Genomic DNA, 26,033 nt, shown 5'->3' on the forward strand with positions numbered 1-26,033 from the left:
CTACCGTTTTTTATTTGTGCCTATCCGGCTATAGCCCAAATTCCTTGTAAAAGATCGAATAGTAAATTATTGATAAAGAGTAGGATAAATACGATCACCATCGGTGAAAAATCAATCATGCCGATTGTCGGTAGAATTTTTCTTATGGGGCGGAGTAACGGTTCTGTCAACTGATAAAGTGCATAAAAAATAGGGTTGTTGCCTTGGTTAAACCAACTTGAGATTGCACTAATGAAGAGGACATAGAAGATGGCTACACCTATTGCTTTGAAGATACTTAATATACCTAAAATTAACATCACATCCACGGCTAAACCAAAGTAGAGCACGGATTTTAGTGCTCCAAGAAGAAAAATGACGAAAAGAGCCGAGGTATCAATATTTTTGATCGTTGGGGTAAGTTTTCGGACCGGTTTAAGTACCGGTTCTGTTGCTTTGACTGCAAATTGAGAAAGGGGGTTATAGTAATCCACTCGAGCAAATTGCAACCATGTTCGTAAAATTAATACAAGGGCATAAAAATTGATAATTGAACCAATAAATAATGCAGTTTGGGATAATTCCATTATAGCCATCCTTTTCGTCTGAAATAAATGTAAGGGGTGAGTGCGGCGGCAATCATTAAGCCGATAGCCATTGGGTAGCCATATTTGAAATGCAACTCCGGCATAAATTCAAAGTTCATTCCATAAGTGGATGCAACTAGCGTTGCCGGTAGGAACATAACGGATACGACCGAGAAAAATTTCATAATTTTGTTCTGCTCAATATTGATATAACCCATTGCTGCTTGCATGAGAAAATTCACTTTTTGGAACAGTGATTCGTTGTGCGGTTGTAGAGATTCAATGTCTCGTAGGATTTCTCGGGCCTGTTCCAGCTGGTTTGAAGGCAAACGGGTTTTGCGTACCAAAAAACCGAGTGCACGTTGAGTATCCATCAAACACAAACGGACTTTAGAGCTGGTATCTTCTTGTTCGGTTAGGGTGTTTAGGGCTTCATCAAAAGCCTCGTCCTGTTTGCCGTTTAAAATAACACGACTTAGCGCTTCTAAATCGGCATAAACATTTTCAATCACATCCGCAAGTTGTTCGATTTTAGTTTCAAAGAGATCAAGTAGTACTTCATACGAATTACATTCTAACAAACGCTGGTTGCGAGAACGCATACGATATAAACGGAATGCGGGAAGTTCCCTATCACGTAAGGTAAATAAACGCCCGTCACGGATTGTAAATGCGACGCTGGCTAAATCTGCATAGTCGTTTTCATCTTCACAATAAAAGAATGAGTGGAGATGTAAGCCATCTTCATCTTCAAAAAAACGTGCGGATGCTTCGATGTTTTCTAATTCAAGGAAAGAGGCAAGGCTCTGCCCTAGGCTTTCTTGAAGCATTTCACGCTCTTCGCCCGTTGGTTCAAGTAAATCAAGCCAAATTGCGTTACTGAGATTGGCTTGATCTTCATCAATGCGAACTAAACGGGAATCATTGATAGCAAAAGCGTTGATCATTTCATACTCCTTTTAGGATTATGAACAGCTAACCGTGAACATACAAGAATGTCAAACGAATAAAGTGCGGTTAAAAATTTCGGTATTTTCGTTTGGTTTAAAGATGCCGAAAGTGGTAGACCTACCGACGAACTCTCGCCGATAGTCATATTGACATGAGGCGGGAGACTAAAGTGATATTCGGTATCGACTATGACTGTCCAAAGTGTGTGTCCTTCTCGTTAAAAAATCGGGCGAATGTTACGCTTGAAAGAGGTATTCGTCAAGTTTTTATCGGTCAAAATGGGGCATCATGCCCCAATTAACAATTAGCGGGTATATTGGTTAATTGCTGAAGCAATTTCTTGATCTTGATAAATATTATTGACAATATCATTGAAAGTCTCACCTAGCACCTTTTGGATCTCATCATTATTTGCGTTGAAGACACCGGATTGAGAACGTGTCGCATTAAAGGCTTTATTATAGCTTCCAGTCGCACCTTGAACATAAACGGTCACTTGAATTTTTCCGGTGAGGTTATAGCGTAAATTACCTTGTTCAACATGAGTGAAAAATTCTTTGATTTCAACGGTTACACCGGCATTAGCATTATTTGATTGCCCAATGCGAAACCCCTTACTGACTAAGTTTTGTTGCATGACTTGTTGGAATAATTGCGTCACGCTGGGTGAAGCGTTGAGCTTTATTAACTCTCCATTTTTTGTGTAACGAGAAATATCTTGCTGTGCACGAGCATCCTTTGTTGTGACATATACAACAGCGGATTGATTAATATTCAAAGATGCGTTTGGGGCTGACGGCGTAAAGGTGAGTGTATTGGATTGGGCTTGGCAGCCGGCAAGGAAAAGTGTCGTTGCTGCAAGACTAATAACGGATAATGTTTTGATTTTATTTGTTAGTTTCATAATTTCCTCAATTAATTGAATTGAACTGTGTTATTCTTGCAAACTTAATGACTGATGTATAGCTTTTCCACAAAATTTTATTGGAGTATTCGGGATGTCAAAACAACAAGAATTGCTAGCAAAAATTCACGCTGAATTTCAACCGCACTTTGCAACGGTAGAAAATGAAAGTCATATGCATAGCTCCGGTCGTGGTGCGGATTCTCATTTCAAACTCGTCATTGTGAGTGATGTATTTGATAGTATGCGCAAAGTACAGCGTCATCAAAAAGTCTATCAATTATTTGCCGATGATTTACAAAATGGGATTCACGCATTGGCTCTACATCTTTACACGAAAGAGGAATGGAAGAGTCTTGGCGAAGTATTTCCAACATCACCAAATTGTAGGGGCAGTGGATTATAAGTTTATTCTTTTTATATGTTGTAACCATTTATATGTATATTGGAAAAAGTTCACAAATTTTTCACAAAAAGTAGGCCTTAAGGTGGAATGAAAAACGGATTTTCGCTAGAATGGGGTGTTTAAATTTTATATTTTCAAATTTAGGCTGAGTAGTGATTTTATTTACTTGCCTAAAAATTAAACAAATTTGAGTTTTTTTAATTATGTGTCAGTTATGAATGCTTTGGTTTTTTAGCATTTTCTGTCACGCTCAAACACGAGATTGCATTTAATTTTAGTTATTTGCAATCGTATTTTTAACCTTGAAAAGTAGTGCAAACAGTATGATTACAATTAAAAAAGGCTTGGTTCTTCCTATTGCAGGAAAACCGGCACAAGTAATCCACAGCGGTAATGTTGTGAATCAAGTTGCGATTCTTGGTGAGGAGTATGTGGGGATGCGTCCTTCTATGAAGGTACGCGAAGGTGATGTTGTCAAGAAAGGTCAAGTACTCTTTGAAGACAAAAAAAATCCCGGTGTGGTTTTTACAGCCCCAGCAAGCGGTACTATCACTGCGATTAATCGTGGCGAAAAACGTGTATTACAGTCTGTGGTAATTCGTGTGGAAGGTGATGAACAAATCACTTTTGCGAAGTACAATGCGGATGAGCTTAATACCCTTTCTTCTGAACAAGTAAAACAAAACCTTGTGGAGTCAGGTTTATGGACGGCATTACGTACGCGTCCTTTTAGCAAAGTTCCTACACTTGAAAGCGAACCTTCTTCTATCTTTGTGAATGCAATGGATACTAATCCATTGGCGGCGAACCCTGAAGTCGTGTTAAAAGAGCATGGGCAAGATTTTATCCATGGTTTAACTGTATTAAGCCGTTTATTCCCAAGCAAACCATTACATCTATGTAAAGCCGGCGATACCAATATTCCGACTGTGGATTTATCAAATCTTCAGATTCATGATTTTGGTGGCGTTCATCCGGCGGGTTTAGTGGGCACTCACATTCACTTTATCGATCCTGTTGGTATACATAAAACCGTGTGGCACATCAATTATCAAGATGTGATTGCCGTTGGTAAATTATTCACAACCGGTGAACTTTATATTGATCGTGTTATTTCTCTTGCCGGTCCGCAAGTAAAAGCCCCTCGTTTAATTCGTACGGTGATTGGTGCAAATCTTTCTCAATTAACTGAGAATGAGCTAAGTGCGGGTGAAAACCGAGTTATTTCCGGTTCTGTACTTTGTGGTAATACGGCGAAAGGTGTACATGACTACCTAGGTCGTTATGCATTACAAGTTTCTGTGATTGCTGAAGGGAACAATAAAGAATTCTTTGGTTGGATTACTCCGCAACCAAATAAATATTCGATTACCCGTACCGTGTTGGGTCATTTTGGTAAGAAACTATTCAATTTCACTACCGCTGAAAATGGTGGTGAGCGTGCGATGGTGCCAATCGGTAACTATGAGCGTGTGATGCCGTTGGATATTTTACCAACCTTATTGCTACGCGATTTAATTGCTGGTGATACCGATAGTGCTCAAGCATTAGGTTGTTTAGAGTTGGATGAGGAAGATTTAGCGCTTTGTTCATTCGTTTGTCCGGGCAAATATGAATATGGCTCAATCTTGCGCCAAGCTTTAGAAAAGATTGAGAAGGAAGGTTAGAAATGGGTTTAAAAAATCTTTTAGAAAAAATGGAACCCGCGTTTTTACCTGGTGGTAAATACAGCAAGCTTTATCCGATCTTTGAATCGATTTATACCTTGCTTTATACACCGGGTACCGTGACGCACAAAAACACACACGTGCGTGATGCGTTAGATTCAAAACGTATGATGATCACCGTGTTCCTCGCATTATTTCCAGCGATTTTCTATGGTATGTACAATGTGGGTAACCAAGCGATTCCCGCATTAAATCAATTAGGCAATTTAGAACAATTAATTGCAAATGATTGGCACTATGCACTGGCTAACGGTTTAGGGTTAGATCTAACATTAAACGCAGGTTGGGGCAGTAAAATGGCCTTGGGTGCAATTTTCTTTTTGCCAATTTACTTAGTGGTATTCACAGTTTGTACTATTTGGGAATTATTATTCTCAGTAGTTCGTGGCCACGAAGTCAATGAAGGGATGTTTGTATCTACAATTCTTTTCGCCTTAATTGTTCCGCCAACTTTACCATTATGGCAAGCCGCACTGGGTATCAGTTTTGGTATCGTTGTAGCAAAAGAAATCTTTGGTGGTGTAGGGCGTAACTTTATGAACCCGGCTCTTGCAGGTCGTGCCTTCTTATTCTTTGCCTATCCGGCACAAATTTCCGGTGATACGGTATGGACTGCGGCAGATGGTTTCTCAGGTGCAACTGCACTTTCACAATGGTCACAAGCAGGTCAAGGTGCGTTACAGCATACTGTAACCGGTCAGCCAATCTCTTGGATGGATGCATTTATTGGTAACATCCCGGGCTCAATGGGCGAAGTTTCAACCTTAGCGATCTTAGTGGGCGGTGCAATTATCGTCTTCACCCGTATTGCCTCATGGCGTATTATCGCAGGGGTGATGATTGGTATGATTGCAACTTCAACATTATTTAACCTAATTGGTTCTGAAACGAATCAGATGTTCTCAATGCCTTGGCACTGGCACCTTGTTTTAGGTGGTTTTGCATTGGGTATGGTGTTTATGGCAACAGATCCTGTTTCAGCTTCATTCACCAATACCGGTAAATGGTGGTATGGTGCGTTGATCGGTGTCATGGCAGTATTAATTCGTACGGTAAACCCGGCTTATCCGGAAGGAATGATGTTAGCAATTCTGTTTGCAAACTTGTTTGCGCCAATTTTTGACTACATCGTTGTTCAAGCAAATATCAAACGTCGGAGAGCAAGAACAAATGGCTAAGTTTAATAAAGACAGTGTAGGCGGCACGATTTTTGTTGTGTTGCTACTAAGTTTAGTTTGCTCCATTATTGTTGCGGGTTCCGCAGTGATGTTAAAACCGGCACAAGAAGAGCAGAAATTACTTGATAAACAAAAAAATATCCTAAATGTTGCAGGCCTTTTACAGGAAAAAACAAATGTAAAAGAAACCTATGCAAAATTTATTGAACCACGTTTTGTTGATTTAGCAACAGGTGATTATGTTCAAGAGTCTGATGATTCTCAAGAAGCGATTCCTGCCGAACAAGATAAGGCGAGAATCCGCACTCGTGGGAAAACGGCAGAAATTTATCTTGTGAAAGATGAACAAGGTCAAACTCAGCAAGTGATTTTACCTGTTTATGGTACAGGGTTATGGTCTGTCATGTATGGATTAGTCTCTGTTCAACCGGATGGCAATACAATTAATGGGATCACTTATTATCAGCATGGTGAAACGCCGGGGTTAGGTGGTGAGATTGAAAACCCAAATTGGGCAGGTTTGTTTAAAGGTAAAAAATTGTTCAATGAACAACACCAACCGGCTGTTCGCATCGTGAAAGGTCAAGCACCAAAAGATGAGCATAGTATTGATGGCTTGTCTGGCGCAACCTTAACAGGTAATGGCGTTCAAGGTACCTTTGACTACTGGTTCAGTGAAAATGGCTTTAGTAAATATCTTGAAAAACTTCATGCAGGAGCGAACTAATGTCTGGAAAAACAAATTTAAAAGATCTGTTGTTAGCTCCTATTGCTAAAAACAACCCGATTGCGTTGCAAATCCTTGGGATCTGTTCTGCGTTAGCGGTAACAACAAAATTAGAAACCGCATTTGTTATGGCTATTGCGGTAACTTTAGTCACGGGGTTATCAAACTTCTTTGTTTCCTTAATCCGTCACTATATTCCTAACAGTATTCGTATTATTGTACAACTTGCGATTATTGCTTCATTAGTAATTGTTGTTGACCAAATATTAAAAGCTTATGCTTATGGCTTATCTAAGCAGCTTTCAGTATTCGTTGGTTTGATTATTACGAACTGTATCGTGATGGGACGTGCAGAAGCCTACGCAATGAAATCGCCACCGCTTGAAAGTTTTGTCGATGGTATCGGTAACGGTTTAGGTTATGGCGCAATGTTAATCATTGTTGCCTTCTTCCGTGAACTTATCGGCTCAGGTAAATTATTCGGCATAACGATTCTTGAAACTGTTCAAAATGGTGGTTGGTACCAAGCAAATGGTTTATTCCTACTAGCGCCAAGTGCATTCTTTATCATTGGATTTGTTATCTGGGGATTAAGAACTTGGAAACCGGAGCAACAGGAGAAATAATCAATGGAACATTATATTAGCCTATTTGTGAAGGCCGTCTTCATTGAAAATATGGCACTTTCCTTCTTCTTAGGGATGTGTACATTCTTGGCGGTATCAAAAAAGGTATCTACAGCTTTTGGTTTAGGGATTGCAGTAACTTTCGTATTAGGTGTTGCTGTACCGGTTAACCAGTTGATTTACGCGAACATATTAAAAGAAAATGCATTAATTGAAGGTGTGGATCTCTCATTCTTAAACTTCATCACCTTTATCGGCGTGATTGCAGGTCTAGTGCAAATTCTTGAGATGGTATTAGATAAATTTATGCCGTCTCTCTATAACGCACTGGGGATTTTCTTGCCTCTTATCGCAGTAAACTGTGCGATTTTCGGTGGCGTATCCTTTATGGTTCAACGTGATTACAATTTTCCTGAGTCTATCGTATATGGTTTCGGTTCCGGTTTAGGTTGGATGCTTGCTATTGTTGCACTTGCTGGCTTAACGGAAAAAATGAAATATGCAGATATTCCGGGTGGTTTGAAAGGCTTAGGTATTACTTTCATCACGGTTGGTTTAATGGCGTTGGGCTTTATGTCCTTCTCCGGTATTCAATTATAAGGAGTGTAATCAATGAGTGATTCAGTAATTCTTGCACTCGGTATTGCTGCATTTACGGTTATCGTATTGGTATTAGTGGCAATCATCTTATTTGCGAAATCAAAACTCGTGGACTCCGGGGACATTACAATCGGTATTAATGATGATCCTGAAAAGGCAATCACATTACCTGCCGGTGGAAAATTATTAGGCGCATTAGCAAGTAAAGGAATCTTTGTCTCTTCTGCTTGCGGTGGCGGTGGCTCTTGTGGTCAGTGTATTGTGAAAGTGAAAAGCGGTGGTGGTGAAATTCTTCCTACCGAACTTTCTCACATTAACAAACGTGAAGCTAAAGAGGGTTATCGTTTGGCTTGCCAAGTGAATGTGAAAGGCAATATGGAAGTTGAACTTCCGGAAGAAATCTTCGGTGTGAAAAAATGGGAATGTACCGTTATTTCCAACGATAACAAAGCGACTTTCATTAAAGAGCTTAAATTAGCGATTCCTGAAGGTGAAGAAGTACCTTTCCGTGCAGGAGGCTATATCCAAATTGAAGCGGAACCTCACACAGTTCACTATAAAGATTTTGATATTCCTGAGGAATACCACGAAGACTGGGATAAATACGATTTATGGCGTTATGTGTCTAAAGTGGACGAGCATATCATTCGTGCATACTCAATGGCTTCCTATCCGGAAGAAAAAGGCATTATTATGCTTAATGTGCGTATTGCAACGCCTCCACCGCGTCAACCTGACGCACCTCCGGGTCAAATGTCTTCCTACATTTGGTCATTAAAAGCAGGTGATAAAGTGACAATTTCCGGGCCGTTTGGTGAATTCTTTGCCAAAGAAACCGATGCGGAAATGGTCTTCATCGGTGGTGGTGCAGGTATGGCGCCAATGCGTTCGCATATTTTCGACCAGTTAAAACGTTTACATTCTAAACGTAAAATCTCATTCTGGTATGGTGCGCGTTCTAAGCGTGAAATCTTCTATCAAGAAGACTTTGACCAATTACAAGCCGAAAATGATAACTTTGTATGGCATGTCGCACTTTCAGATGCGTTGCCTGAAGATAACTGGACGGGTTACACCGGCTTTATTCACAACGTGCTTTATGAGAACTATCTGAAAAATCATGAAGCACCGGAAGATTGTGAATACTATATGTGTGGACCTCCGGTAATGAACGCTGCCGTAATCAAAATGTTAAAAGATTTAGGCGTTGAAGACGAAAACATCTTATTAGATGACTTCGGTGGCTGATTTTAATTAGCTAAAACTCCATGAAAATTGACCGCACTTTGTAATGAAGTGCGGTCAAAATTTAAAGCGTTTTTTAGGGGCGTATGGCATACGCCCCTGTTGTTATTTAGATTACAGGCAAGCTGATTGAAAAGTCAGTTTTCCTATACTCATCTCATTAGGAAAAATAAATGAAGAAAATATTGAGCGGACTTCTTGTTGTTGCTTTCGCTTGTTCGCTTGCAGCTTGTAAGAAAGACGCTGAAGTGATTACATTAAGTGGTAAAACTATGGGGACAACCTATCATATTAAATATATTGATGATGGCTCTGTAAGTGAAAATTCACAAAAGACCCATGAGCAAATTGAGCACATTCTAAAAGATGTTAATGCGAAAATGTCCACTTATATTAAGGGTTCGGAATTAAGCCGTTTTAACCAAAATACACAGGTCAATACGCCAGTCGAAATTTCATCGGATTTTGCAAAAGTGTTGGCTGAAGCGGTTCGATTACACCAAGTTACGGAGGGGGCACTTGATGTAACGGTTGGGCCTGTCGTGAATTTATGGGGATTTGGTCCTGAAAAACGTCCGGAACGCCAACCGACACTGGAACAACTTGCAGAGCGTCAAGCTTGGGTCGGGATTGATAAAATTACGCTTGATATGAGCGGCAATATCCCAACATTAAGTAAGTCTGTTCCGCAAGTCTATATTGACCTTTCTTCCATTGCGAAAGGTTTTGGCGTGGATCAAGTTGCAGAGAAGTTAGAACAAGTTAACGTGCAAAACTATATGGTGGAAATTGGTGGTGAAATTCGAGCGAAAGGGAAAAATGCAGAAGGGAAACCTTGGCAAATCGCCATTGAAAAGCCTAATATGACGGGAGAAAGAGCGGTCGAAAATGTGATTGGTTTAAATAATATGGCAATGGCAACCTCTGGCGATTATCGTATTTATTTTGAAGAAAACGGTCAGCGCTTTGCGCATGAAATTGATCCGAAAACCGGCTACCCGATTCAACATCATCTTGCTTCTATCACGGTGTTGGCGCCAACATCTATGACTGCTGATGGGTTATCAACAGGCTTATTCGTACTAGGTGAAGACAAGGCATTAGAAGTGGCGGAGAAAAATGATCTTGCGATCTATTTAATCATCAAAACAGAAAAGGGTTTTGAGACGAAAATGTCATCAGCATTTAAAAAACTTATGGAAACAAAGGAGTAGCTATGCAAACGTTATTTTTTACCCTCATCGCATTTGTTGCGATTATTCTACTGATGTCCATTGGCTTTATTATCAAAAAACAAAGTTTAAAAGGCAGCTGTGGCGGTTTATCCACCTTGGGTATAGCTAAAGCCTGCGATTGTGATAAACCTTGCGACACACTTCAATCAAAACTTGATGAGGGCGATGAGCAAGCCAAGGCAGAGTATGAACAAAAATTCGCGAAGAAAAACGATGATTCGCAATTTTATGAGGTGAAATAAATTTTTATAAATTTCTACCGCACTTTATGTAGGATAATTTAAATAAAAATTTTATTTCATCACTTTTTAACAATAACCAATGTGCTTCGCCTTAACCGAAGTTACGGGAGAATTTATGTTAATTTCAAAAACTTACAATCAATATTTCCCTCAACTCACATCAGAACAACTTGCCGAAAATGCTACAAAAAAAGTGATTTGCGGTATGTCCGGTGGGGTAGATTCATCCGTTTCCGCTTTTATTCTTCAGCAACAAGGCTACCAAGTGGAAGGCTTGTTTATGAAAAACTGGGAAGAAGATGACGATACGGATTATTGCACTGCCGCAGCTGATTTGGCCGATGCGCAAGCCGTGTGCGACAAGCTCGGCATTAAACTGCATAAAATCAATTTTGCCGCAGAATATTGGGATAATGTATTTGAGCATTTTTTAACAGAATACAAAGCAGGACGAACGCCAAATCCTGATATTTTGTGCAATAAAGAAATTAAATTTAAAGCCTTTTTAGAATATGCCGCAGAAGATCTTGGTGCGGATTATATCGCCACAGGGCATTATGTTCGCCGCACCAATGATGATAAGCAGGCAAGATTATTACGTGGCTTGGATTCAAATAAAGATCAAAGTTACTTTTTATATACCTTGAGCCACCAACAAGTAGGACAAAGCCTTTTCCCCGTAGGTGAAATTGAAAAACCGATTGTGCGTGCCATTGCAGAAGATTTAGGTTTAATTACCGCTAAAAAGAAAGATTCAACGGGCATTTGTTTTATTGGTGAGCGTAAATTCAAAGATTTCTTGGCGCGTTATTTACCGGCACAGCCTGGGGATATTCGTACGGTGGATGGCGAGGTGATTGGTCGCCACGATGGCTTGATGTACCACACTCTCGGTCAGCGTAAAGGCTTAGGCATTGGCGGTTTGAAAAATGCCGGAGAAGAAGCTTGGTATGTGGTGGATAAAGATGTGGAAAATAATGAATTGATTGTCGCTCAAGGGCATGATCATCCTCGTTTATTTTCTAACGGGTTAATTGCAAAGCAGTTGCATTGGGTGGATCGCCAACCGATTCGCGAATCGTTACGCTGCACAGTGAAAACCCGTTATCGTCAAACAGATATTCCTTGTGTGATAGAACCTATTGATGATGAAACTATCCGCGTTATTTTTGATGAGCCACAAGCGGCCGTGACACCGGGGCAATCAGCGGTATTTTATTTAGATGAGGTTTGTTTAGGCGGTGGCATTATTGAGGAGAGAATATAGTTTTTTTATTTTAAGTGAAGTGAAAAATCTTGCTATTATCTAGAAAAGGCACAAAACAGTCATTTTAATGAAATGTAGGGACACACTGCGTGTGTCCGTTATAAAATCAAATTATTTCAATATTTTATAAGCGGACGTCCCTACAAAATAAAATTTGTTCAGCAGCTACATAATGTCGGAAAATATCGGTGTTTTTCACCGCACTTTTAATCGTCAATATCTACTAATTTGAAACAATCATCATTTTTTGATAGAATTCCCCCAATTTTAGAAACAATCTCTCAATTCCTACTGAGTGTTTCTGTCCAAATCGCACTTCTATGTGCTGTCATTGTAGTGATTCCATTACACACTTTTTGCCTAGTGGCATGTTTTAAATAAATCGAATTTTTAATTTATAAACTTTATTTTAAGGGGAAAGGTTTGTCTTTATCTCAATTTTTGGAAAAGCGAACGTCATTTAATCCTTTTGTGATTGGATTGACGCTATTTTTTGTTTTGTTATTGGTGGTGATGATTTTAATTGCACCGGAGCAGACTCAAACATTATTAAATCAAGTGAAAGCCGGCATTTTTACCAATTTTAGCTGGTTCTATATATTAGCATTTTCAATTTTTTTAGGCTTTTTACTGATTTTGTCTGTGAGTAGTTTAGGAAATATTAAACTTGGAAGTGATGAGGAAGAGCCTGAATTTAGTTTTCTCTCTTGGCTTGCGATGTTATTTGCAGCCGGTATGGGGGTGGGATTAATGTTCTTTGGCGTTGCCGAACCGCTAACCCATTATCTTTCGGAAATTACAAGCGGAGTGGCAGAACATCGACAGCAAGAGGCATTGTTACATACCTTATTCCACTGGGGCATTCATGCTTGGGCGGTATATGGCACGATTGCATTAGCCTTAGCTTATTTCGGTTTCCGTTATAAATTGCCATTAGCGTTACGCTCGTGTTTTTATCCCTTATTGAAAGATCGCATCAACGGAAAAATGGGGGATGTCATTGATATTATGGCATTACTTGCCACCTTATTCGGTATTATCACCACCCTAGGTTTTGGGGCATCTCAGTTGGGCGCTGGATTACACCAAATGGGATGGGTGAGCGAAAATTCTTTTACGTTACAGATTATTGTGATTGCCGTGGTAATGAGCCTTGCGGTTTTTTCTGCTATTTCAGGTGTAGGGAAAGGGGTAAAAATACTGAGTAAATTAAATTTATCACTGGCATTTTTGTTACTCATTTTTGTATTGGTTACAGGACCAACATTGTATTTGCTGTCGGCATTTAGCGACAACATTGGTACTTATCTCCGCAATTTGGTACAACTTAGTTTCAAAACCTATGTGTACGAGCAAGAACATACGGCTTGGTTCAGTGGCTGGACGGTGCTTTACTGGGCGTGGTGGTGTTCATGGGCGCCTTTCGTGGGGTTATTTATCGCCCGAATTTCCAAGGGACGAACGATTCGTGAATTTATTTTTGGTGTATTGGTGATTCCAAGTATATTCGGCATCCTCTGGTTTACCGTATTTGGTAACACTGCCATTTGGTTAAATGATGGTGAGGCAGCCGGTGCACTAGGGCAAATGATTTCATCACCGGAAACTTTACTGTTTAAGTTTCTTGATTATTTACCATTACCGACTATTAGCGGGTTGGTGAGTTTGCTCGTGATTTCGTTATTTTTTATCACCTCAGCAGATTCGGGGATTTATGTTTTAAACAATATTGCTTCTCGTGATAAAAGTCTTATATCGCCGAACTGGCAAACCGTGATGTGGGGAATATTGATGTCTGTGGTCGCAATCGTATTAATGCAATCAGGGGGGTTAGCAAATTTGCAGACGATGACATTAATGGTGGCATTACCCTTTGCTGTATTAATGTTAGTCATGTGTTTTAGCTTGTGGAAAGGGTTAAATGCAGATAAAAAATATTTTTCGACTAAGGTGAACCCAACGAGTATTTTCTGGACAGGTGAAAAATGGAAAGAACGTTTGGAGCAAATGATGAGCCAAACACAGGAAAAAGATATTCTACGTTTCTTGAAATATACGGCTTTACCGGCTATGCGTGAATTACGCCAAGAACTGATCGGAAAATATAATTTAACGGTGCAAGTCAATACCTTGTTTGACCAAGATGAGCCTGCTGTGGAATTAGTCATTCAAAAAGAATCAATGCTTGATTTTATGTATGGCATTAAATCGGTGGGACGCGAAGTCTCTGAACAATTAATCAATGATGAAAATCTTCCGCATATTCAGCACAGCACGACTTACGAACCTTATACCTATTTTTTTGATGGGCGTATCGGTTACGATGTGCAATATATGGATCAAAACGAGTTGATCGCAGATATGTTGAAACAATATGAGCGCTATTTAAGCCTACTTGATGATGTAGGGCAGGAGTTAATGGCTCACGAGAGAACAGAATTAGCAGAATAATTTTTCCCTCGTCAGTGCGGTCAAAAACATCGTTTTTTTAGGTATTATGTTGGTAAATGGACAAAGCAGGAATCTCAATAAATTAAGAGAACAATGCTTATTTCTTCCACAATAGATTGAAATAATTTTATAGTAGGTACATATCCCACCAATAAAGCTAAAATAATCTTGAATACTGCGACATAATGCTGGTTCTTGACCGCACTTTTATACATTGTTTAGGGCTAAATATTTTCCTTATGGTACAAAATAATGTGGCACAAAATGGCTATCGTTGCCAGTCACCGCTGTGAAATCCTCACGTAATCCCATACCGCAAGCCACATCACCGATAACCCACGAACCGATAACAGGATACATACCGTCAAAATTCGGTAGTTCAAATTTTTGTTGGTAAATATAGCCTGAAGTGTCGTAGAACGCTGAATGTTCGCTCCCCTTGGCGGCAAATTCCACACCATTACTTTTTTCATAATAGAATAGGTTCGCACCTTCCCGACCAAGCAATGGTTTTTTCACCCAAATTGCGTTTTGGTCGGTAATATCAAATTTGTTGAAATACGCTGGCAGTAAATTCGGGTGATTTGGATAACGTTGCCATAATTTTGCGAGCAGAGCTTTATTGCTTAATAACATTTTCCAAGCAGGTTCAATAAAATGGGTATTGGCTGTCGGGATATGTTGGGCAAATTCGGCACCGCTTAACCATTCCAAAGGATAGAGTTTGAACAGCATATCAATGGGCGTATCGTTTAAATCAACAAACTCTTTACTTTCCTTGTTATAACCAATGTCTTCCACCGCAAGTTGATGGATATTCCAGCCAGCGTTGTAAGCGACATCTGAGAGGTAATCTAAATTGCCCCAATCTTCCCGTCCCGCCTCTTGAATCGCGCTAAAATAGAAATCACTTTTTCCACTCTGTTGTTTGAGAAAGCTGAAATGTTTAAGTAATTCTTCGTGGATCCAATTAAATTGGTCACGGTGTTGTAACCCTTCAATTTGCTCCAGCCACTGCCATTGCACGACTGCGGCCTCTAATAAAGACGTTGGTGTATCGGCGTTGTATTCAAACATTTTTAAATTTTTGCCATCATAGCCAAAATCAAAACGTCCGTATAAATAGGGCGCTTGTTTGCGCCACGAGTCTTCAATCAACTGTTTTTGCAAATCAGTGAAACGATAATGGGCGTAATCACCCTGTCTGATTTCATTAGCGACAAAATCTAAACACATTGCGTGCAATTCATTTGTTGTATCTTCAATCCGATCAATTTCCGCTAAGGTAAACTCATAAGCAACATTATCCGACCAATAATGAGAACCGTCACTGGAAGGTAAATTGTAATAATCAAACCCGACATCAAGCAGTTGTTGCACCATATCGGGGCGGGTTGGGAAGCCGGTTACGCGTTTCATTTTAGCCTCCGCTACTACGGTTTGAATTGCTTGGGCTGCTAAAACCACCTCGTGAAATCGGTTTGCTGTTCATACTTCCTGCATTGCCTTTTACGAGCATTGGTTTACCCACAGAACGGTTGGTTTGAGGCTGGATGACTTGTCCGTTTGGGGTGGAGACAGCACGATTACTTGGATGATAGCTGGGACCTAAAAAGCTACTAATCGCACGGGCTGCCATATATCCCATCACACCTCCTGCAATTGCTGCACCTAAGGAAGGATCGCTACTTTCAGCATTGGCAGTCGGTTCCCCGTTTGCATTGTTGGATTCAGATGCTGCCGGATTGTTTTGGTTAGCGTTTTGCCATTCACCATTGACGGCATTAGCATTTTCACTGTTATTACGTAAGCCTAAACCGGAGAGAGAAGCGTTGTTTTGTTGTGCTTGAGCACTCACATTAGTTGGTGCTGTTTGTGCATTTTCTGTATTTTTGTCTGCTTCGCATAACTCGATTTTTTTCCAATCAGCGAGGCAGTCCTCAAGGGAATGGTACACATCCCTTTGTACTTCTTCTTCCGAGCAGCCACCAAGTAATGCGACAATAGAAAGGGTAACGAGAATTTGGTTTTTCTTTTTCATAGCCATAATAGTTCAGTTAAGTTGTTGATTTCTAACGTTGGTAAAAGAGAGGCTTGTGGAAAATCCATAAGATGTTTATCTGATAAATTAATCCACACCGCTTGGCAACCTGCTTGAATCGCCCCTTGAACATCAGTCGTTAAGTTATCGCCCACATGCAAAATTTCTTGTGGCAAAACATTAAAATAGCGTGCTGTTTGTTGAAACAAATCTTTGTGAGGTTTTGCCCTGCCATGTTCGCCACCACGTAAAATAAGGTCAAATTGTGATAATCCGATACGTAAAGGATCCACATTGCCATTGGTGATAGCGCAGAGTTTGTGGCCTGTTTTTAACTGATTTAATACATTTAGCGAATCTTGGGGAACATCAATTTGGTGACGCCAATGTAAAAATTCATTCATTGAGCGTACTAAAGTGCGGTCAATTTCAACCGCACTTTTTCCCTGAGCCTTTAAAAATTGGTGTAATGCTTCTTTTCTCCACGCTGTGACATCTTCGCTTAAGAGTGGATTTTCTTGTGCAATACGTTCTTTCCAATCCAACCACTCTGTTTCAAACGTTGGACATTGAGTTAGGTCTTGCGTGAATTGCACAAAACGTGAGACAGCAGTACGAATCACATCATGGTTGTCATAGAGTGTGTCGTCTAAATCAAAGCTAATGACTTTGAAAGGCTGAAGGCTGCGATAAAATTTCATTTATTTGATGGTTTTCACGCCAAGCCATTGCTCGGCTTTATCGTTAGTGAGTTCTTCTCGTGTCCACATACTCATTAAATTCGGTTGTGGATATTTGTTGCTGTTATAACCGACCAAGCGGGCAAAATCAAATACTGCGTGTGGATAACCATTAATTAAGAGTAGGGCTAAATAACCGCTTTCATCCCAACAAATTTCCAATTTGCGGGCTTCATGATGATTTGAGGTGGAATCCACATTATAAACGTGCAACACATCTACAATTGGTTGAGCGTTTTGACGCATATCCAACGCATAAAAATAGCCTGTTTCGCCGTCATCTTCAAACATCACGGCAAAGTGATCATACCGGGTTGAATGAGTGCCGACTTGTTTGGGTTGTCCGAGGAAGAGTTGATCCTCAAGGGTGAGATGTAACATAATTTTTCCTAATCAAATAGCGTTGTCCACGACTTACTATGGCGTGCTTGAAAACAAAGTGCAATCTGCGCAGCTGTGTTTTTGGCTTCGTCTAAGGGTGGCAGTTCATCTAACGCAAAATAATCGGATTGCAAGGTTTCGGTGTTTGATTGAAATTCACCACTTAATTGCTCACACATCACAAAGGTTTTTAATACACGATAGGCAAAAGGTGGAAAATTGTGTTTATGTTGATCGTGAATGGCAATAATGAAAGTGGGTTTTACCTCAAGACCAGCTTCTTCTTTTACTTCTTTTATTGTATTGCTATGAATGGTTTCTAACACATCACACCAACCGCCGGGTAGCGACCAAAGTCCATCATTTTCTTGCACCAGCAAAATTTTATCGTTTTTGAAAATTACCGCGCGAGTATCCACTTTGGGCGTTTGATAGCCTTCTTCACTGCAGAAAAGATGTTTCACGGTTTCTGTTGGGAGTGCCGTTTTATAGCTTAGCATTTCCGCAGAGAGAGCACGTAAGCGTTCATAACGTTCAATATCGTAGATATTTTTACAATAAGTAAGTCCGTTTTGTGCAATGCTTTGGATTTCAATCGCCCAAGTGAGCCAAGGCTCGGTTAGCAGTGAATGAGTGGGTATAGTCATAAAAAACACCTTAAAAAAACACCGCACTTTTTCCTAAAAGTGCGGTGCGATTTCAGTTTAAATCAACCAAAAATTAGGCTTGACCTTTCACCGCTTTTAAACCCGGGAATGCAGCCGGTGTACCTGCACGTTCTAAGGCTTCTTCGATACGGATTAATTGGTTGTATTTGGCAATACGATCAGAACGGCTCATCGAACCTGTTTTGATTTGACCTGCTGCCGTACCTACCGCTAAATCTGCGATAGTCGCATCTTCGGTTTCACCGGAACGGTGAGAGATCACTGCTGTATAGCCTGCATCTTTCGCCATTTTGATGGCGGCAAGAGTTTCTGTTAAAGAACCAATTTGGTTAAATTTGATTAAGATTGAGTTTGCGATACCTTTTTCGATACCTTCTTTTAAGATTTTGGTGTTGGTTACGAATAAGTCATCACCGACTAATTGCACTTTGTCACCTAATACTTTAGTTTGGTACGCAAAACCGTTCCAGTCAGATTCATCTTGACCATCTTCAATAGAAACAATTGGATATTGTTTGCAAAGTTCTTCAAGATAATGAGTAAATTCTTCAGAAGTGAATGAACGACCTTCGCCTTTCATTTCATATTTACCGGTTTCTTTGTTATAGAACTCAGAAGAAGCACAGTCCATCGCTAAGGTCACATCTTTACCTAATACATAACCTGCTTTTTCTACCGCTTCTTTGATACAAGCCAATGCATCTGCGTTCGAGGCAAGATTTGGGGCGAAACCGCCTTCATCGCCAACTGCAGTGCTCATCCCTTTTGCTTTTAATACTTTAGCAAGATTGTGGAACACTTCTGCACCGATGCGAAGTGCTTCACGTAATGTTTTTGCACCAACCGGTTGAATCATAAATTCTTGAATATCAACATTGTTGTCAGCATGTTCACCACCGTTGATAATGTTCATCATTGGTAATGGCATAGAATAGACGCCCGGCGTGCCATTGAGTTCTGCAATGTAAGCGTATAATGGTAAGCCTTTAGATGCCGCCGCTGCTTTAGCGTTTGCTAATGAAACCGCTAAGATGGCGTTTGCACCGAAGTTAGATTTATTTTCTGTACCATCTAAGTCGATCATGATTTGGTCGATCTCAGCTTGGTTTAAGGCTTCTTTACCTACTAATGCGTCAGCGATAGGGCCATTTACCGCCGCAACCGCTTTTAATACACCTTTGCCTAGGAAACGTGATTTGTCACCATCGCGTAATTCTAATGCTTCACGGGAACCGGTTGAAGCACCAGATGGCGCTGCTGCTAAACCAACAAAACCGCCTTCTAAATGAACTTCTGCTTCAACAGTAGGGTTACCGCGTGAGTCGATGATTTCACGACCAATCACTTTAACAATTTTTGCCATTTTTGTTTTCCTCTTTAAGTTAATAAAAATGTGTATTAGGTGAACCTAAATCGCGCGTTATGATAAAGCTATTTTGTTTTTTTGTCTTGCAAAAAATGCACTTGCTTTGATCTTTGTCTAATTTTTGAGGGGGAGAAAAATGAAAGTGCGGTTAAAATTTTCATAGAATTCTGACCGCACTTTATTATATCAAGTTAGAGTTTTTCTACTAACTCAATAGCCGCACCGATATAGGTTGCAGGGGTAAGTTGTTGTAAACGGGCTTTTTCTTCCGACGGAATCTCAAGTTTTTCTACAAATTCCCGCATAGCTTGTTCATCTACACGTTTACCACGAGTGAGCTCTTTGAGTTTTTCATAAGGCTTTTCAATACCGTAACGGCGCATAACGGTTTGAATCGGCTCAGCCAGCACTTCCCAGTTTTGGTTGAGTTCATCACGTAAATGCGGCTCATTAACTTCTAATTTGCTAATACCTTTACGGGTTGCCGCATAGGCGATCAAACAGTAACCCACGCCCACGCCAAGATTACGTAAGACGGTGGAGTCCGTTAAATCCCGTTGCCAACGGGAAACTGGTAGTTTTTGTCCTAGATGGGTCATTACGGCATTAGCAAGACCAAGATTGCCTTCTGAGTTCTCAAAATCAATCGGGTTCACTTTATGCGGCATCGTGGAAGAACCGATTTCACCAGCAACGGTGCGTTGTTTGAAATGATTTAATGCAATGTAGCCCCAGAGGTCTCGATCGAAATCAATGATGATGGTGTTGAAACGCACGATGGTATCAAAATATTCGGCGATGTAATCATGAGGTTCAATTTGTGTTGTATAGGGGTTCCAGTTCAAACCGAGCGAGGTAACAAATTCTTCGCTGAATTTATGCCAATCAAGATCCGGATAAGCGGATAAGTGGGCGTTGTAGTTGCCCACCGCACCATTAATTTTGCCAAGAATCTCATTCTGTTGCAGTTGTTTGAATTGGCGGCGTAAACGATAGACTACATTGGCCATTTCTTTTCCGACAGTTGTTGGGGAGGCCGGCTGTCCATGTGTGCGTGAAAGTAAGGGGATGGTTTTATATTCGTTTGCTAGACGGGTGATTTCATCAATCAGTTTTTGCCATTCCGGTAAAATCACGGTATCACGTGCTGTTTTTAGCATTAATGCATGGGAGAGATTATTAATATCTTCAGAAGTGCAGGCAAAGTGAATAAATTCTGACACTTTTGCTAATTCCGGTAGCGCTTCACTTTTTTCTTTTAAGAAATATTCCACCGCTTTTACATCATGATTGGTGGTACGTTCAATTTCTTTGATGCGTTCCGCATCTTTTAGACTAAATTCGCTGACAATTTTATCAAGGTAATCGTTTGCTTCTTGAGATAAATGAGATACTTCCGGAATGGCGGTGGTTGCGGCTAATTTTTGTAACCAGCGAACTTCGACAGTTACACGGAATTTCAGTAAACCGAATTCACTAAAAATATCTCGAAGTGCGGTCGCTTTGTCTTGGTAACGTCCATCAATTGGGGAAATCGCAGTCAGTGCGGAAAGTTGCATAAAATAACTCCGGTGTATTAAGGAATGTTGATTATTAAGAATAAATTGTTAAATAAATTTCTTCTGCTGTCTTGATAACTTTTCCTCGGGAGAAGAAAAGTTGCCACTTATTGCCGCCCATTTGTCGCCACAATATGACAGAACGAAGCCCGGCAAGCAAACAAGCACGAACTTTATCTTGAATAAATGGTTGCTGTAGATAGTTAGCCTCTCCGTTTATATGAATTTTTTTCCCCAAAGGGCTGATGATGTCAACATAAGTGCTTGCCATAATTGACAGCATTCTTTCGCTTAGTAATCCGTGGTATGTCAATTGTTCCGGTAAGCGTTGAATGCGTTGGGCAAGTTGCGATTTGGCTTCAAGATTTTTACTGAGTCGTTTTTCTAAGTACAACAGGCCACCCCAACAACTGACAATATTTTGATCATCAAGTGTGGAAAATTGTTCAATAAGTGTTTCTAAACCCAGTTCTAAATGGTACAGCTGCCCGCCAAAAACATCGAGCGCATTTTCCGGCTGAGTTTGTAAGAGAGAGCGAATCGTTGTTTGAAAAGCATCTTGATCTTCAATTTTACCTTTCGTTGCCAATTGATTGACCAACGCAGCAGATTGAAATACGCCGGCAAATGCCAACACAATGTCATGATAATTTTTCATAAAAGAAACGTAATAGACGCAATAAACAGGCTGAAATTGCGTGCAATATAGCATTTTTGCCATAGGTTTTGAACTCTCTCATTAAAAAACGCTATATCTTTTGATATGATACCGCCAATTTGTTTGCAAGATAAAAAGGATAAAGTATGACAAAACCAATCGTATTTAGCGGTGTACAGCCTTCCGGTGAGCTGACTATCGGAAACTATTTAGGCGCATTGCGTAATTGGGTGAAAATGCAAGAGGATTATGAATGTATTTTCTGCGTGGTGGATTTACACGCAATAACGGTTCGTCAAGATCCGGCGGCATTGCGTAAAGCGACCCTTGATGTGGTGGCACTTTATTTGGCTTGCGGTATCGATCCTAATAAAGCGACAATTTTTGTTCAATCCCATGTGCCGGAACATACCCAATTAAGTTGGGTGCTCAATTGTTATACTTATTTTGGTGAAATGAGCCGTATGACTCAGTTTAAAGATAAATCGGCACGTTATGCAGAAAATATTAATGTGGGGTTGTTTGATTATCCGGTGTTGATGGCTGCGGATATTTTACTTTATCAAGCCAAAAGTGTGCCGGTGGGGGATGATCAAAAACAGCATTTGGAAATTACCCGTGATATCGCAAACCGTTTTAATGCACTTTATGGTGATATTTTCACCATTCCTGAAATTTTTATTGGCAAAGCAGGTGCCCGTATTATGTCATTACAGGATCCGGAAAAGAAAATGTCAAAATCTGATGATAATCGAAACAATGTCGTCACACTTTTAGAAGATCCAAAATCTGTGGCGAAGAAAATTAAACGTGCGGTGACGGATTCTGATGAACCGCCAATGGTTCGTTATGATGTGAAAAACAAGGCCGGCGTATCGAATTTATTGGATATTCTTTCTGCCGTAACAGATAAATCCATTGCCGAACTGGAACAAGAATTTGAAGGAAAAATGTACGGTCATTTAAAAACGGCGGTGGCTGATGAAGTATCAAATTTACTTGCAGGGTTACAAGCTCTTTTCCAAGAATACCGCAATAATGAAGCCTTGCTTGATGACGTTCTTCGCCAAGGGGCGGAAAAAGCACGTGTTAAAGCACAAGAAACCTTAACAAAAGTCTATGAAGCGGTAGGCTTTGTGGCGGCAAAATAGAGATAAAAAGGAAAGAAAGATGGCAATTCAAACAGAAAAACCCATTGAATGTGTGGGCTGTAATACTTTCGATATGAAATCATTATTTGATAATCGAGATTGTACCCAAGAGATCAACTATATCTATGACACCCAAGAACAGGCGCAAACCGCACTTGATTTCTTCACTGAGAAAGCCCGTGAGGTTGAAAGTGAACCTTGTGAAATTCAGTCGGAAATTACTAAAGTCGATGACGGCTATTTATTAAAGGCAAAATTTGCTTTTTGTTGTCAGGCGGAATTGGTGATCTTCCAAATGAAGGCTGCATAACGCAACGAAAAGTGCGATTGAAATTCTCTGAATTTACGCAACATTATGAAGTAGGGACACACTGCGTGTGTCCGTTATAAAATAAAATTATTTCAATATGTTACAAGTGGACACACGCAGTGTGTCCCTACGAACCTTAAACCACCTTTTCCAAGCGCAATAGAATACGAAGTTTCTCTCGGTTTATCCAATTTGCCGAGCAAAGCACATAGCATTAATCGGTGAACTAAGCAAAGCCATTTAGGTTTATCGTGAACGGGCAGATTTTAACCCCGTGCGGATTGAACTTGCTATTGTCCTGTTTATGGATAAACAAAACACCGCTGCTATGGCGCAGTTATTCCGACAATATATTCTACAACCGTCAAAACCTGAATTTGATTTTTGAGAAATCCTTTTAAATTCTATTGTAAATTGAGGACGCTGTGCCAGCCTCCCCACAATCTCTATTTAGAAAGAAAAATCTTGATTAATAACCAAATTGCCGCAGCATCATCTACTAGGCCCAAAGGGCCGAGTACGGCTTCCGGTAGAATATCAATCGGGCTAAACAGATAAATCAAAATTACCACGATTTTGAGTAATTTTGTTTTATTCATTTGAGAAAACATAGCTTAACCTTCAAGCTTATCGGCGTGATGGATCATCACAAAACGCTCCCAAAGCTGTTCTTCCGTTTCTTGATGATCGGGGTCAGGTTTAATACAATTCGTAATCGGGCAAACTTTTTGACAGGTCGGTGTGTCATAATGCCCAACACATTCAGTACAAAGTACAGGATCGATCACATAAATTTCATCACCGACAGAAATGGCTTCATTGGGACATTCCGGTAAGCACATATCGCAATTCGTGCATTTTTGAGTGATGAGTAATGCCATAATGATCCTTACAATGAGTGAAATAGAAAGTGGCGGATTATAGCCGACAAACACAAAATTGACAAAAAGCAAACGTATTTTATGAAAAAGCAAACGTATTTTATGAAAAAGCAAACGTATTTTATGAAAAAGCAAATTTCCACAATTTCCATTATCGCTCTTGCGGCATTCAGTCTCTGGCAATACTTTAACGAAGGGAAAATGCCTCCCAAACCGTCTCAATCTTCAACACCGGTATCTTCTCCTCAAACGAGTAAAAGTGCGGTCAAAAAGCAGGATATTTTTGTTGATTATGATGTGGTGATGCGTGATGATCCCATTGGACAAAATGCTACTGCACCGGTGGATTATTATATGTTAGTGCTTTCTTGGTCACCGGCTTTTTGTGCTTCTCAGCGTGAAAAATATGGCAACGAATTACCTTCGCCAGTGAAATATCAATGTGAAAATAACCGCACTTTTGGCTGGGTGGTACATGGTTTGTGGCCACAAAATGCCAAGGCAAGCTCTGTGGCGGATCATCCCCGTTTCTGTCAAGGAGATTTACCGCCATTATCGAAATCACTCCTTGAACCTTATTTAAGTTTATCACCGGGTGCAAAACTATTACAGGGCGAGTGGGAAAAACATGGTAGCTGTGCATTCAGCTCAGCAGAGCAGTATTTCGCCAAGGAATGGGCGTTGTTTAGTGCGTTACGTTTACCGAAAGAAAAGTTAGAAAAGAGGGAATTATTCCGTTGGATGAAACAAAATAATCCATCACTTAAAAATGCCTATCTTGGCGCAAGTAGGAATGAATTGTTCATTTGTTATGATAAACAATGGCAGGTGATCGATTGCCCGAAGTAATTGGGATTTCTTTGATCTAAATCGTTACAACATTCTGAGAACTCGGTATAATGTGCAAGTTTCAATTTTAACTTTAACCAACAAAGAGGATAGATTATGTCAGTAATCAAAATGACCGACTTAGATTTAGCGGGCAAACGTGTGTTTATCCGTGCAGATCTTAATGTACCGGTAAAAGACGGCAAAGTGACTTCCGATGCACGTATTCGTGCAACCATCCCAACTTTGAAGTTAGCCCTTGAAAAAGGGGCGAAAGTGATGGTGACGTCTCACTTAGGTCGTCCGACTGAAGGGGAATTTAAACCTGAAGATTCTTTACAACCGGTTGTTGATTATTTGAACGAACATCTTGATGTTCCTGTGCGTTTAGTGCGTGATTACCTTGATGGTGTGGATGTAAAAGAAGGCGAAATCGTTGTTTTAGAAAACGTTCGTGTAAACAAAGGTGAAAAGAAAAATGATCCTGAATTAGGGAAAAAATATGCTGCACTTTGTGACGTATTCGTGATGGATGCATTCGGTACCGCACACCGTGCACAAGCTTCAACTTATGGTGTTGCTGAATTTGCGCCGGTTGCTTGTGCCGGTCCATTGCTTGCCGCTGAGTTAGATGCCTTAGGTAAAGCGTTAAAAGAACCTGCTCGTCCAATGGTGGCAATTGTAGGCGGTTCTAAAGTTTCCACAAAATTAGAAGTGTTAAACTCTCTTTCAAAAATTGCTGATCAAATTATCGTGGGTGGCGGTATTGCAAATACGTTCATCGCTGCGGCCGGTCACAATGTAGGTAAATCTTTGTATGAAGAAGATTTAATTCCTGTGGCAAAAGAATTAGCCGCCAGTACGGATATTCCCGTTCCGGTTGATGTGCGTGTAGGAACAGAATTTTCTGAAACAGCACCAGCAACCGAAAAAGCCGTGACTGAAGTAAAAGACGATGAATCCATTTTTGATATTGGTGATAAATCTGCAGAGCAATTGGCTGAAATCATCAAAAATGCGAAAACCGTTTTATGGAATGGGCCAGTAGGCGTGTTTGAATTCCCTAATTTCCGTAAAGGGACTGAAGTGATTTCTCACGCTATTGCCAATAGTGATGCATTCTCTATTGCCGGTGGTGGTGATACCCTTGCCGCGATCGATTTATTTGGCATTGCAGATAAAATTTCTTACATTTCAACCGGTGGCGGTGCATTCTTAGAATTTGTCGAAGGTAAAGTATTGCCTGCGGTGGAAATTCTTGAAAAACGTGCGAACGGTTAATTAACCGAATATGATGATGGTGTGTGTTAAATGACATACACCAT

28 protein-coding genes are annotated in these 26,033 nt (G+C 40.3%); 15 read left to right on the top strand and 13 right to left on the bottom strand.

What is annotated here, in order from left to right; translation table 11 throughout:
• Positions 1–20: 20 nt before the first annotated feature.
• From BKK54_RS03570 to BKK54_RS03580, 3 genes are all read right to left on the bottom strand, one after another.
• The gene (locus tag BKK54_RS03570; RefSeq protein ID WP_077541574.1) at positions 21–566 is read right to left on the bottom strand and encodes a YggT family protein; all 546 of its coding nucleotides are present in this window, start codon (positions 564–566) and stop codon (positions 21–23) included.
• Positions 566–1,513 carry a magnesium/cobalt transporter CorA gene (corA, locus tag BKK54_RS03575; protein WP_077541576.1) on the bottom strand — a complete coding sequence of 316 codons (948 nt, stop codon included), beginning with the start codon at positions 1,511–1,513 and terminating at the stop codon, positions 566–568. Before corA ends, BKK54_RS03570 begins: the two co-directional genes overlap by 1 nt.
• Before the next feature lie 308 nt (positions 1,514–1,821).
• A complete protein-coding gene (locus BKK54_RS03580; RefSeq protein ID WP_077541578.1) occupies positions 1,822–2,421 on the bottom strand; it encodes a YajG family lipoprotein in 600 nt (199 codons plus the stop codon).
• A gap of 94 nt (positions 2,422–2,515) precedes the next feature.
• Here BKK54_RS03580 and BKK54_RS03585 point away from each other — a divergent pair, with 94 nt between their 5' ends.
• The 11 genes from BKK54_RS03585 (at position 2,516) to BKK54_RS03635 (ending at position 14,125) form a co-directional block, all read left to right on the top strand.
• Positions 2,516–2,827, top strand: coding sequence for a BolA family protein (locus BKK54_RS03585; RefSeq protein ID WP_077541580.1), 312 nt, complete (start codon positions 2,516–2,518; stop codon positions 2,825–2,827).
• Between the two features lie 323 nt (positions 2,828–3,150).
• The gene (locus tag BKK54_RS03590) at positions 3,151–4,494 is read left to right on the top strand and encodes a Na(+)-translocating NADH-quinone reductase subunit A (protein WP_077541582.1); all 1,344 of its coding nucleotides are present in this window, start codon (positions 3,151–3,153) and stop codon (positions 4,492–4,494) included.
• 2 nt (positions 4,495–4,496) lie between these two features.
• A complete protein-coding gene (locus tag BKK54_RS03595; protein ID WP_077541585.1) occupies positions 4,497–5,732 on the top strand; it encodes an NADH:ubiquinone reductase (Na(+)-transporting) subunit B in 1,236 nt (411 codons plus the stop codon).
• The gene (locus BKK54_RS03600) at positions 5,725–6,459 is read left to right on the top strand and encodes a Na(+)-translocating NADH-quinone reductase subunit C (protein WP_077541587.1); all 735 of its coding nucleotides are present in this window, start codon (positions 5,725–5,727) and stop codon (positions 6,457–6,459) included. Before BKK54_RS03595 ends, BKK54_RS03600 begins: the two co-directional genes overlap by 8 nt.
• The gene (locus tag BKK54_RS03605) at positions 6,459–7,085 is read left to right on the top strand and encodes an NADH:ubiquinone reductase (Na(+)-transporting) subunit D (protein ID WP_077541589.1); all 627 of its coding nucleotides are present in this window, start codon (positions 6,459–6,461) and stop codon (positions 7,083–7,085) included. The genes BKK54_RS03600 and BKK54_RS03605 overlap by 1 nt, the downstream gene beginning before the upstream one ends.
• Before the next feature lie 3 nt (positions 7,086–7,088).
• Positions 7,089–7,685: an NADH:ubiquinone reductase (Na(+)-transporting) subunit E gene (gene nqrE, locus BKK54_RS03610; RefSeq protein WP_018356313.1), complete on the top strand. Its 597-nt coding sequence runs from the start codon at positions 7,089–7,091 to the stop codon at positions 7,683–7,685.
• A gap of 12 nt (positions 7,686–7,697) precedes the next feature.
• Positions 7,698–8,933, top strand: coding sequence for an NADH:ubiquinone reductase (Na(+)-transporting) subunit F (nqrF, locus tag BKK54_RS03615; protein ID WP_077541591.1), 1,236 nt, complete (start codon positions 7,698–7,700; stop codon positions 8,931–8,933).
• 170 nt (positions 8,934–9,103) lie between these two features.
• On the top strand, positions 9,104–10,144 hold the full coding sequence (locus BKK54_RS03620; protein ID WP_077541593.1) for an FAD:protein FMN transferase: 1,041 nt from the start codon (positions 9,104–9,106) through the stop codon (positions 10,142–10,144).
• A 2-nt stretch (positions 10,145–10,146) separates the two neighbouring features.
• Positions 10,147–10,407: a (Na+)-NQR maturation NqrM gene (nqrM, locus tag BKK54_RS03625; protein ID WP_077541595.1), complete on the top strand. Its 261-nt coding sequence runs from the start codon at positions 10,147–10,149 to the stop codon at positions 10,405–10,407.
• 115 nt (positions 10,408–10,522) lie between these two features.
• The gene (mnmA, locus tag BKK54_RS03630; protein ID WP_077541597.1) at positions 10,523–11,674 is read left to right on the top strand and encodes a tRNA 2-thiouridine(34) synthase MnmA; all 1,152 of its coding nucleotides are present in this window, start codon (positions 10,523–10,525) and stop codon (positions 11,672–11,674) included.
• A 423-nt stretch (positions 11,675–12,097) separates the two neighbouring features.
• Complete coding sequence (locus tag BKK54_RS03635; RefSeq protein ID WP_077541599.1) at positions 12,098–14,125, top strand: BCCT family transporter; 2,028 nt, start codon at positions 12,098–12,100, stop codon at positions 14,123–14,125.
• 237 nt (positions 14,126–14,362) lie between these two features.
• Here BKK54_RS03635 and BKK54_RS03640 read toward each other — a convergent pair whose 3' ends face one another.
• From BKK54_RS03640 to hflD, 8 genes are all read right to left on the bottom strand, one after another.
• The gene (locus BKK54_RS03640; protein ID WP_077541601.1) at positions 14,363–15,544 is read right to left on the bottom strand and encodes a glutathionylspermidine synthase family protein; all 1,182 of its coding nucleotides are present in this window, start codon (positions 15,542–15,544) and stop codon (positions 14,363–14,365) included.
• Between the two features lies 1 nt (position 15,545).
• Positions 15,546–16,166, bottom strand: coding sequence for a hypothetical protein (locus BKK54_RS03645; RefSeq protein WP_077541757.1), 621 nt, complete (start codon positions 16,164–16,166; stop codon positions 15,546–15,548).
• Positions 16,163–16,867: an HAD-IA family hydrolase gene (locus BKK54_RS03650; RefSeq protein ID WP_077541603.1), complete on the bottom strand. Its 705-nt coding sequence runs from the start codon at positions 16,865–16,867 to the stop codon at positions 16,163–16,165. Before BKK54_RS03650 ends, BKK54_RS03645 begins: the two co-directional genes overlap by 4 nt.
• Positions 16,868–17,287 carry a DUF2251 domain-containing protein gene (locus BKK54_RS03655; RefSeq protein ID WP_077541605.1) on the bottom strand — a complete coding sequence of 140 codons (420 nt, stop codon included), beginning with the start codon at positions 17,285–17,287 and terminating at the stop codon, positions 16,868–16,870.
• An 8-nt stretch (positions 17,288–17,295) separates the two neighbouring features.
• Positions 17,296–17,934 (bottom strand): NUDIX hydrolase N-terminal domain-containing protein, encoded by a 639-nt coding sequence (locus tag BKK54_RS03660; protein ID WP_077541607.1) that lies wholly within the window; start codon positions 17,932–17,934, stop codon positions 17,296–17,298.
• Between the two features lie 73 nt (positions 17,935–18,007).
• Positions 18,008–19,318 carry a phosphopyruvate hydratase gene (eno, locus tag BKK54_RS03665; protein ID WP_077541609.1) on the bottom strand — a complete coding sequence of 437 codons (1,311 nt, stop codon included), beginning with the start codon at positions 19,316–19,318 and terminating at the stop codon, positions 18,008–18,010.
• Positions 19,319–19,512: 194 nt separating this feature from the next.
• A complete protein-coding gene (gene purB, locus BKK54_RS03670) occupies positions 19,513–20,880 on the bottom strand; it encodes an adenylosuccinate lyase (RefSeq protein WP_077541611.1) in 1,368 nt (455 codons plus the stop codon).
• Between the two features lie 34 nt (positions 20,881–20,914).
• Positions 20,915–21,538: a high frequency lysogenization protein HflD gene (hflD, locus tag BKK54_RS03675; protein WP_077541759.1), complete on the bottom strand. Its 624-nt coding sequence runs from the start codon at positions 21,536–21,538 to the stop codon at positions 20,915–20,917.
• A gap of 146 nt (positions 21,539–21,684) precedes the next feature.
• On the opposite strand from hflD, the gene trpS reads away from it, so the two are divergent.
• A complete protein-coding gene (gene trpS, locus BKK54_RS03680) occupies positions 21,685–22,689 on the top strand; it encodes a tryptophan--tRNA ligase (RefSeq protein ID WP_077541613.1) in 1,005 nt (334 codons plus the stop codon).
• 19 nt (positions 22,690–22,708) lie between these two features.
• Positions 22,709–22,999: a YfcZ/YiiS family protein gene (locus BKK54_RS03685; RefSeq protein ID WP_077541615.1), complete on the top strand. Its 291-nt coding sequence runs from the start codon at positions 22,709–22,711 to the stop codon at positions 22,997–22,999.
• Between the two features lie 446 nt (positions 23,000–23,445).
• Here the strand turns inward: BKK54_RS03685 and BKK54_RS03690 are convergent, their stop codons facing one another.
• Complete coding sequence (locus BKK54_RS03690) at positions 23,446–23,598, bottom strand: DUF1232 domain-containing protein (RefSeq protein WP_077541761.1); 153 nt, start codon at positions 23,596–23,598, stop codon at positions 23,446–23,448.
• A gap of 15 nt (positions 23,599–23,613) precedes the next feature.
• A complete protein-coding gene (locus BKK54_RS03695; protein WP_077541617.1) occupies positions 23,614–23,880 on the bottom strand; it encodes a YfhL family 4Fe-4S dicluster ferredoxin in 267 nt (88 codons plus the stop codon).
• 123 nt (positions 23,881–24,003) lie between these two features.
• On the opposite strand from BKK54_RS03695, the gene BKK54_RS03700 reads away from it, so the two are divergent.
• Complete coding sequence (locus BKK54_RS03700; protein WP_077541763.1) at positions 24,004–24,729, top strand: ribonuclease T2 family protein; 726 nt, start codon at positions 24,004–24,006, stop codon at positions 24,727–24,729.
• A gap of 96 nt (positions 24,730–24,825) precedes the next feature.
• A complete protein-coding gene (pgk, locus tag BKK54_RS03705; RefSeq protein ID WP_059368358.1) occupies positions 24,826–25,989 on the top strand; it encodes a phosphoglycerate kinase in 1,164 nt (387 codons plus the stop codon).
• Positions 25,990–26,033 lie beyond the last annotated feature (44 nt).

Source organism: Rodentibacter genomosp. 1 (assembly GCF_001999285.1).
Classification (GTDB): Bacteria; Pseudomonadota; Gammaproteobacteria; order Enterobacterales; family Pasteurellaceae; genus Rodentibacter.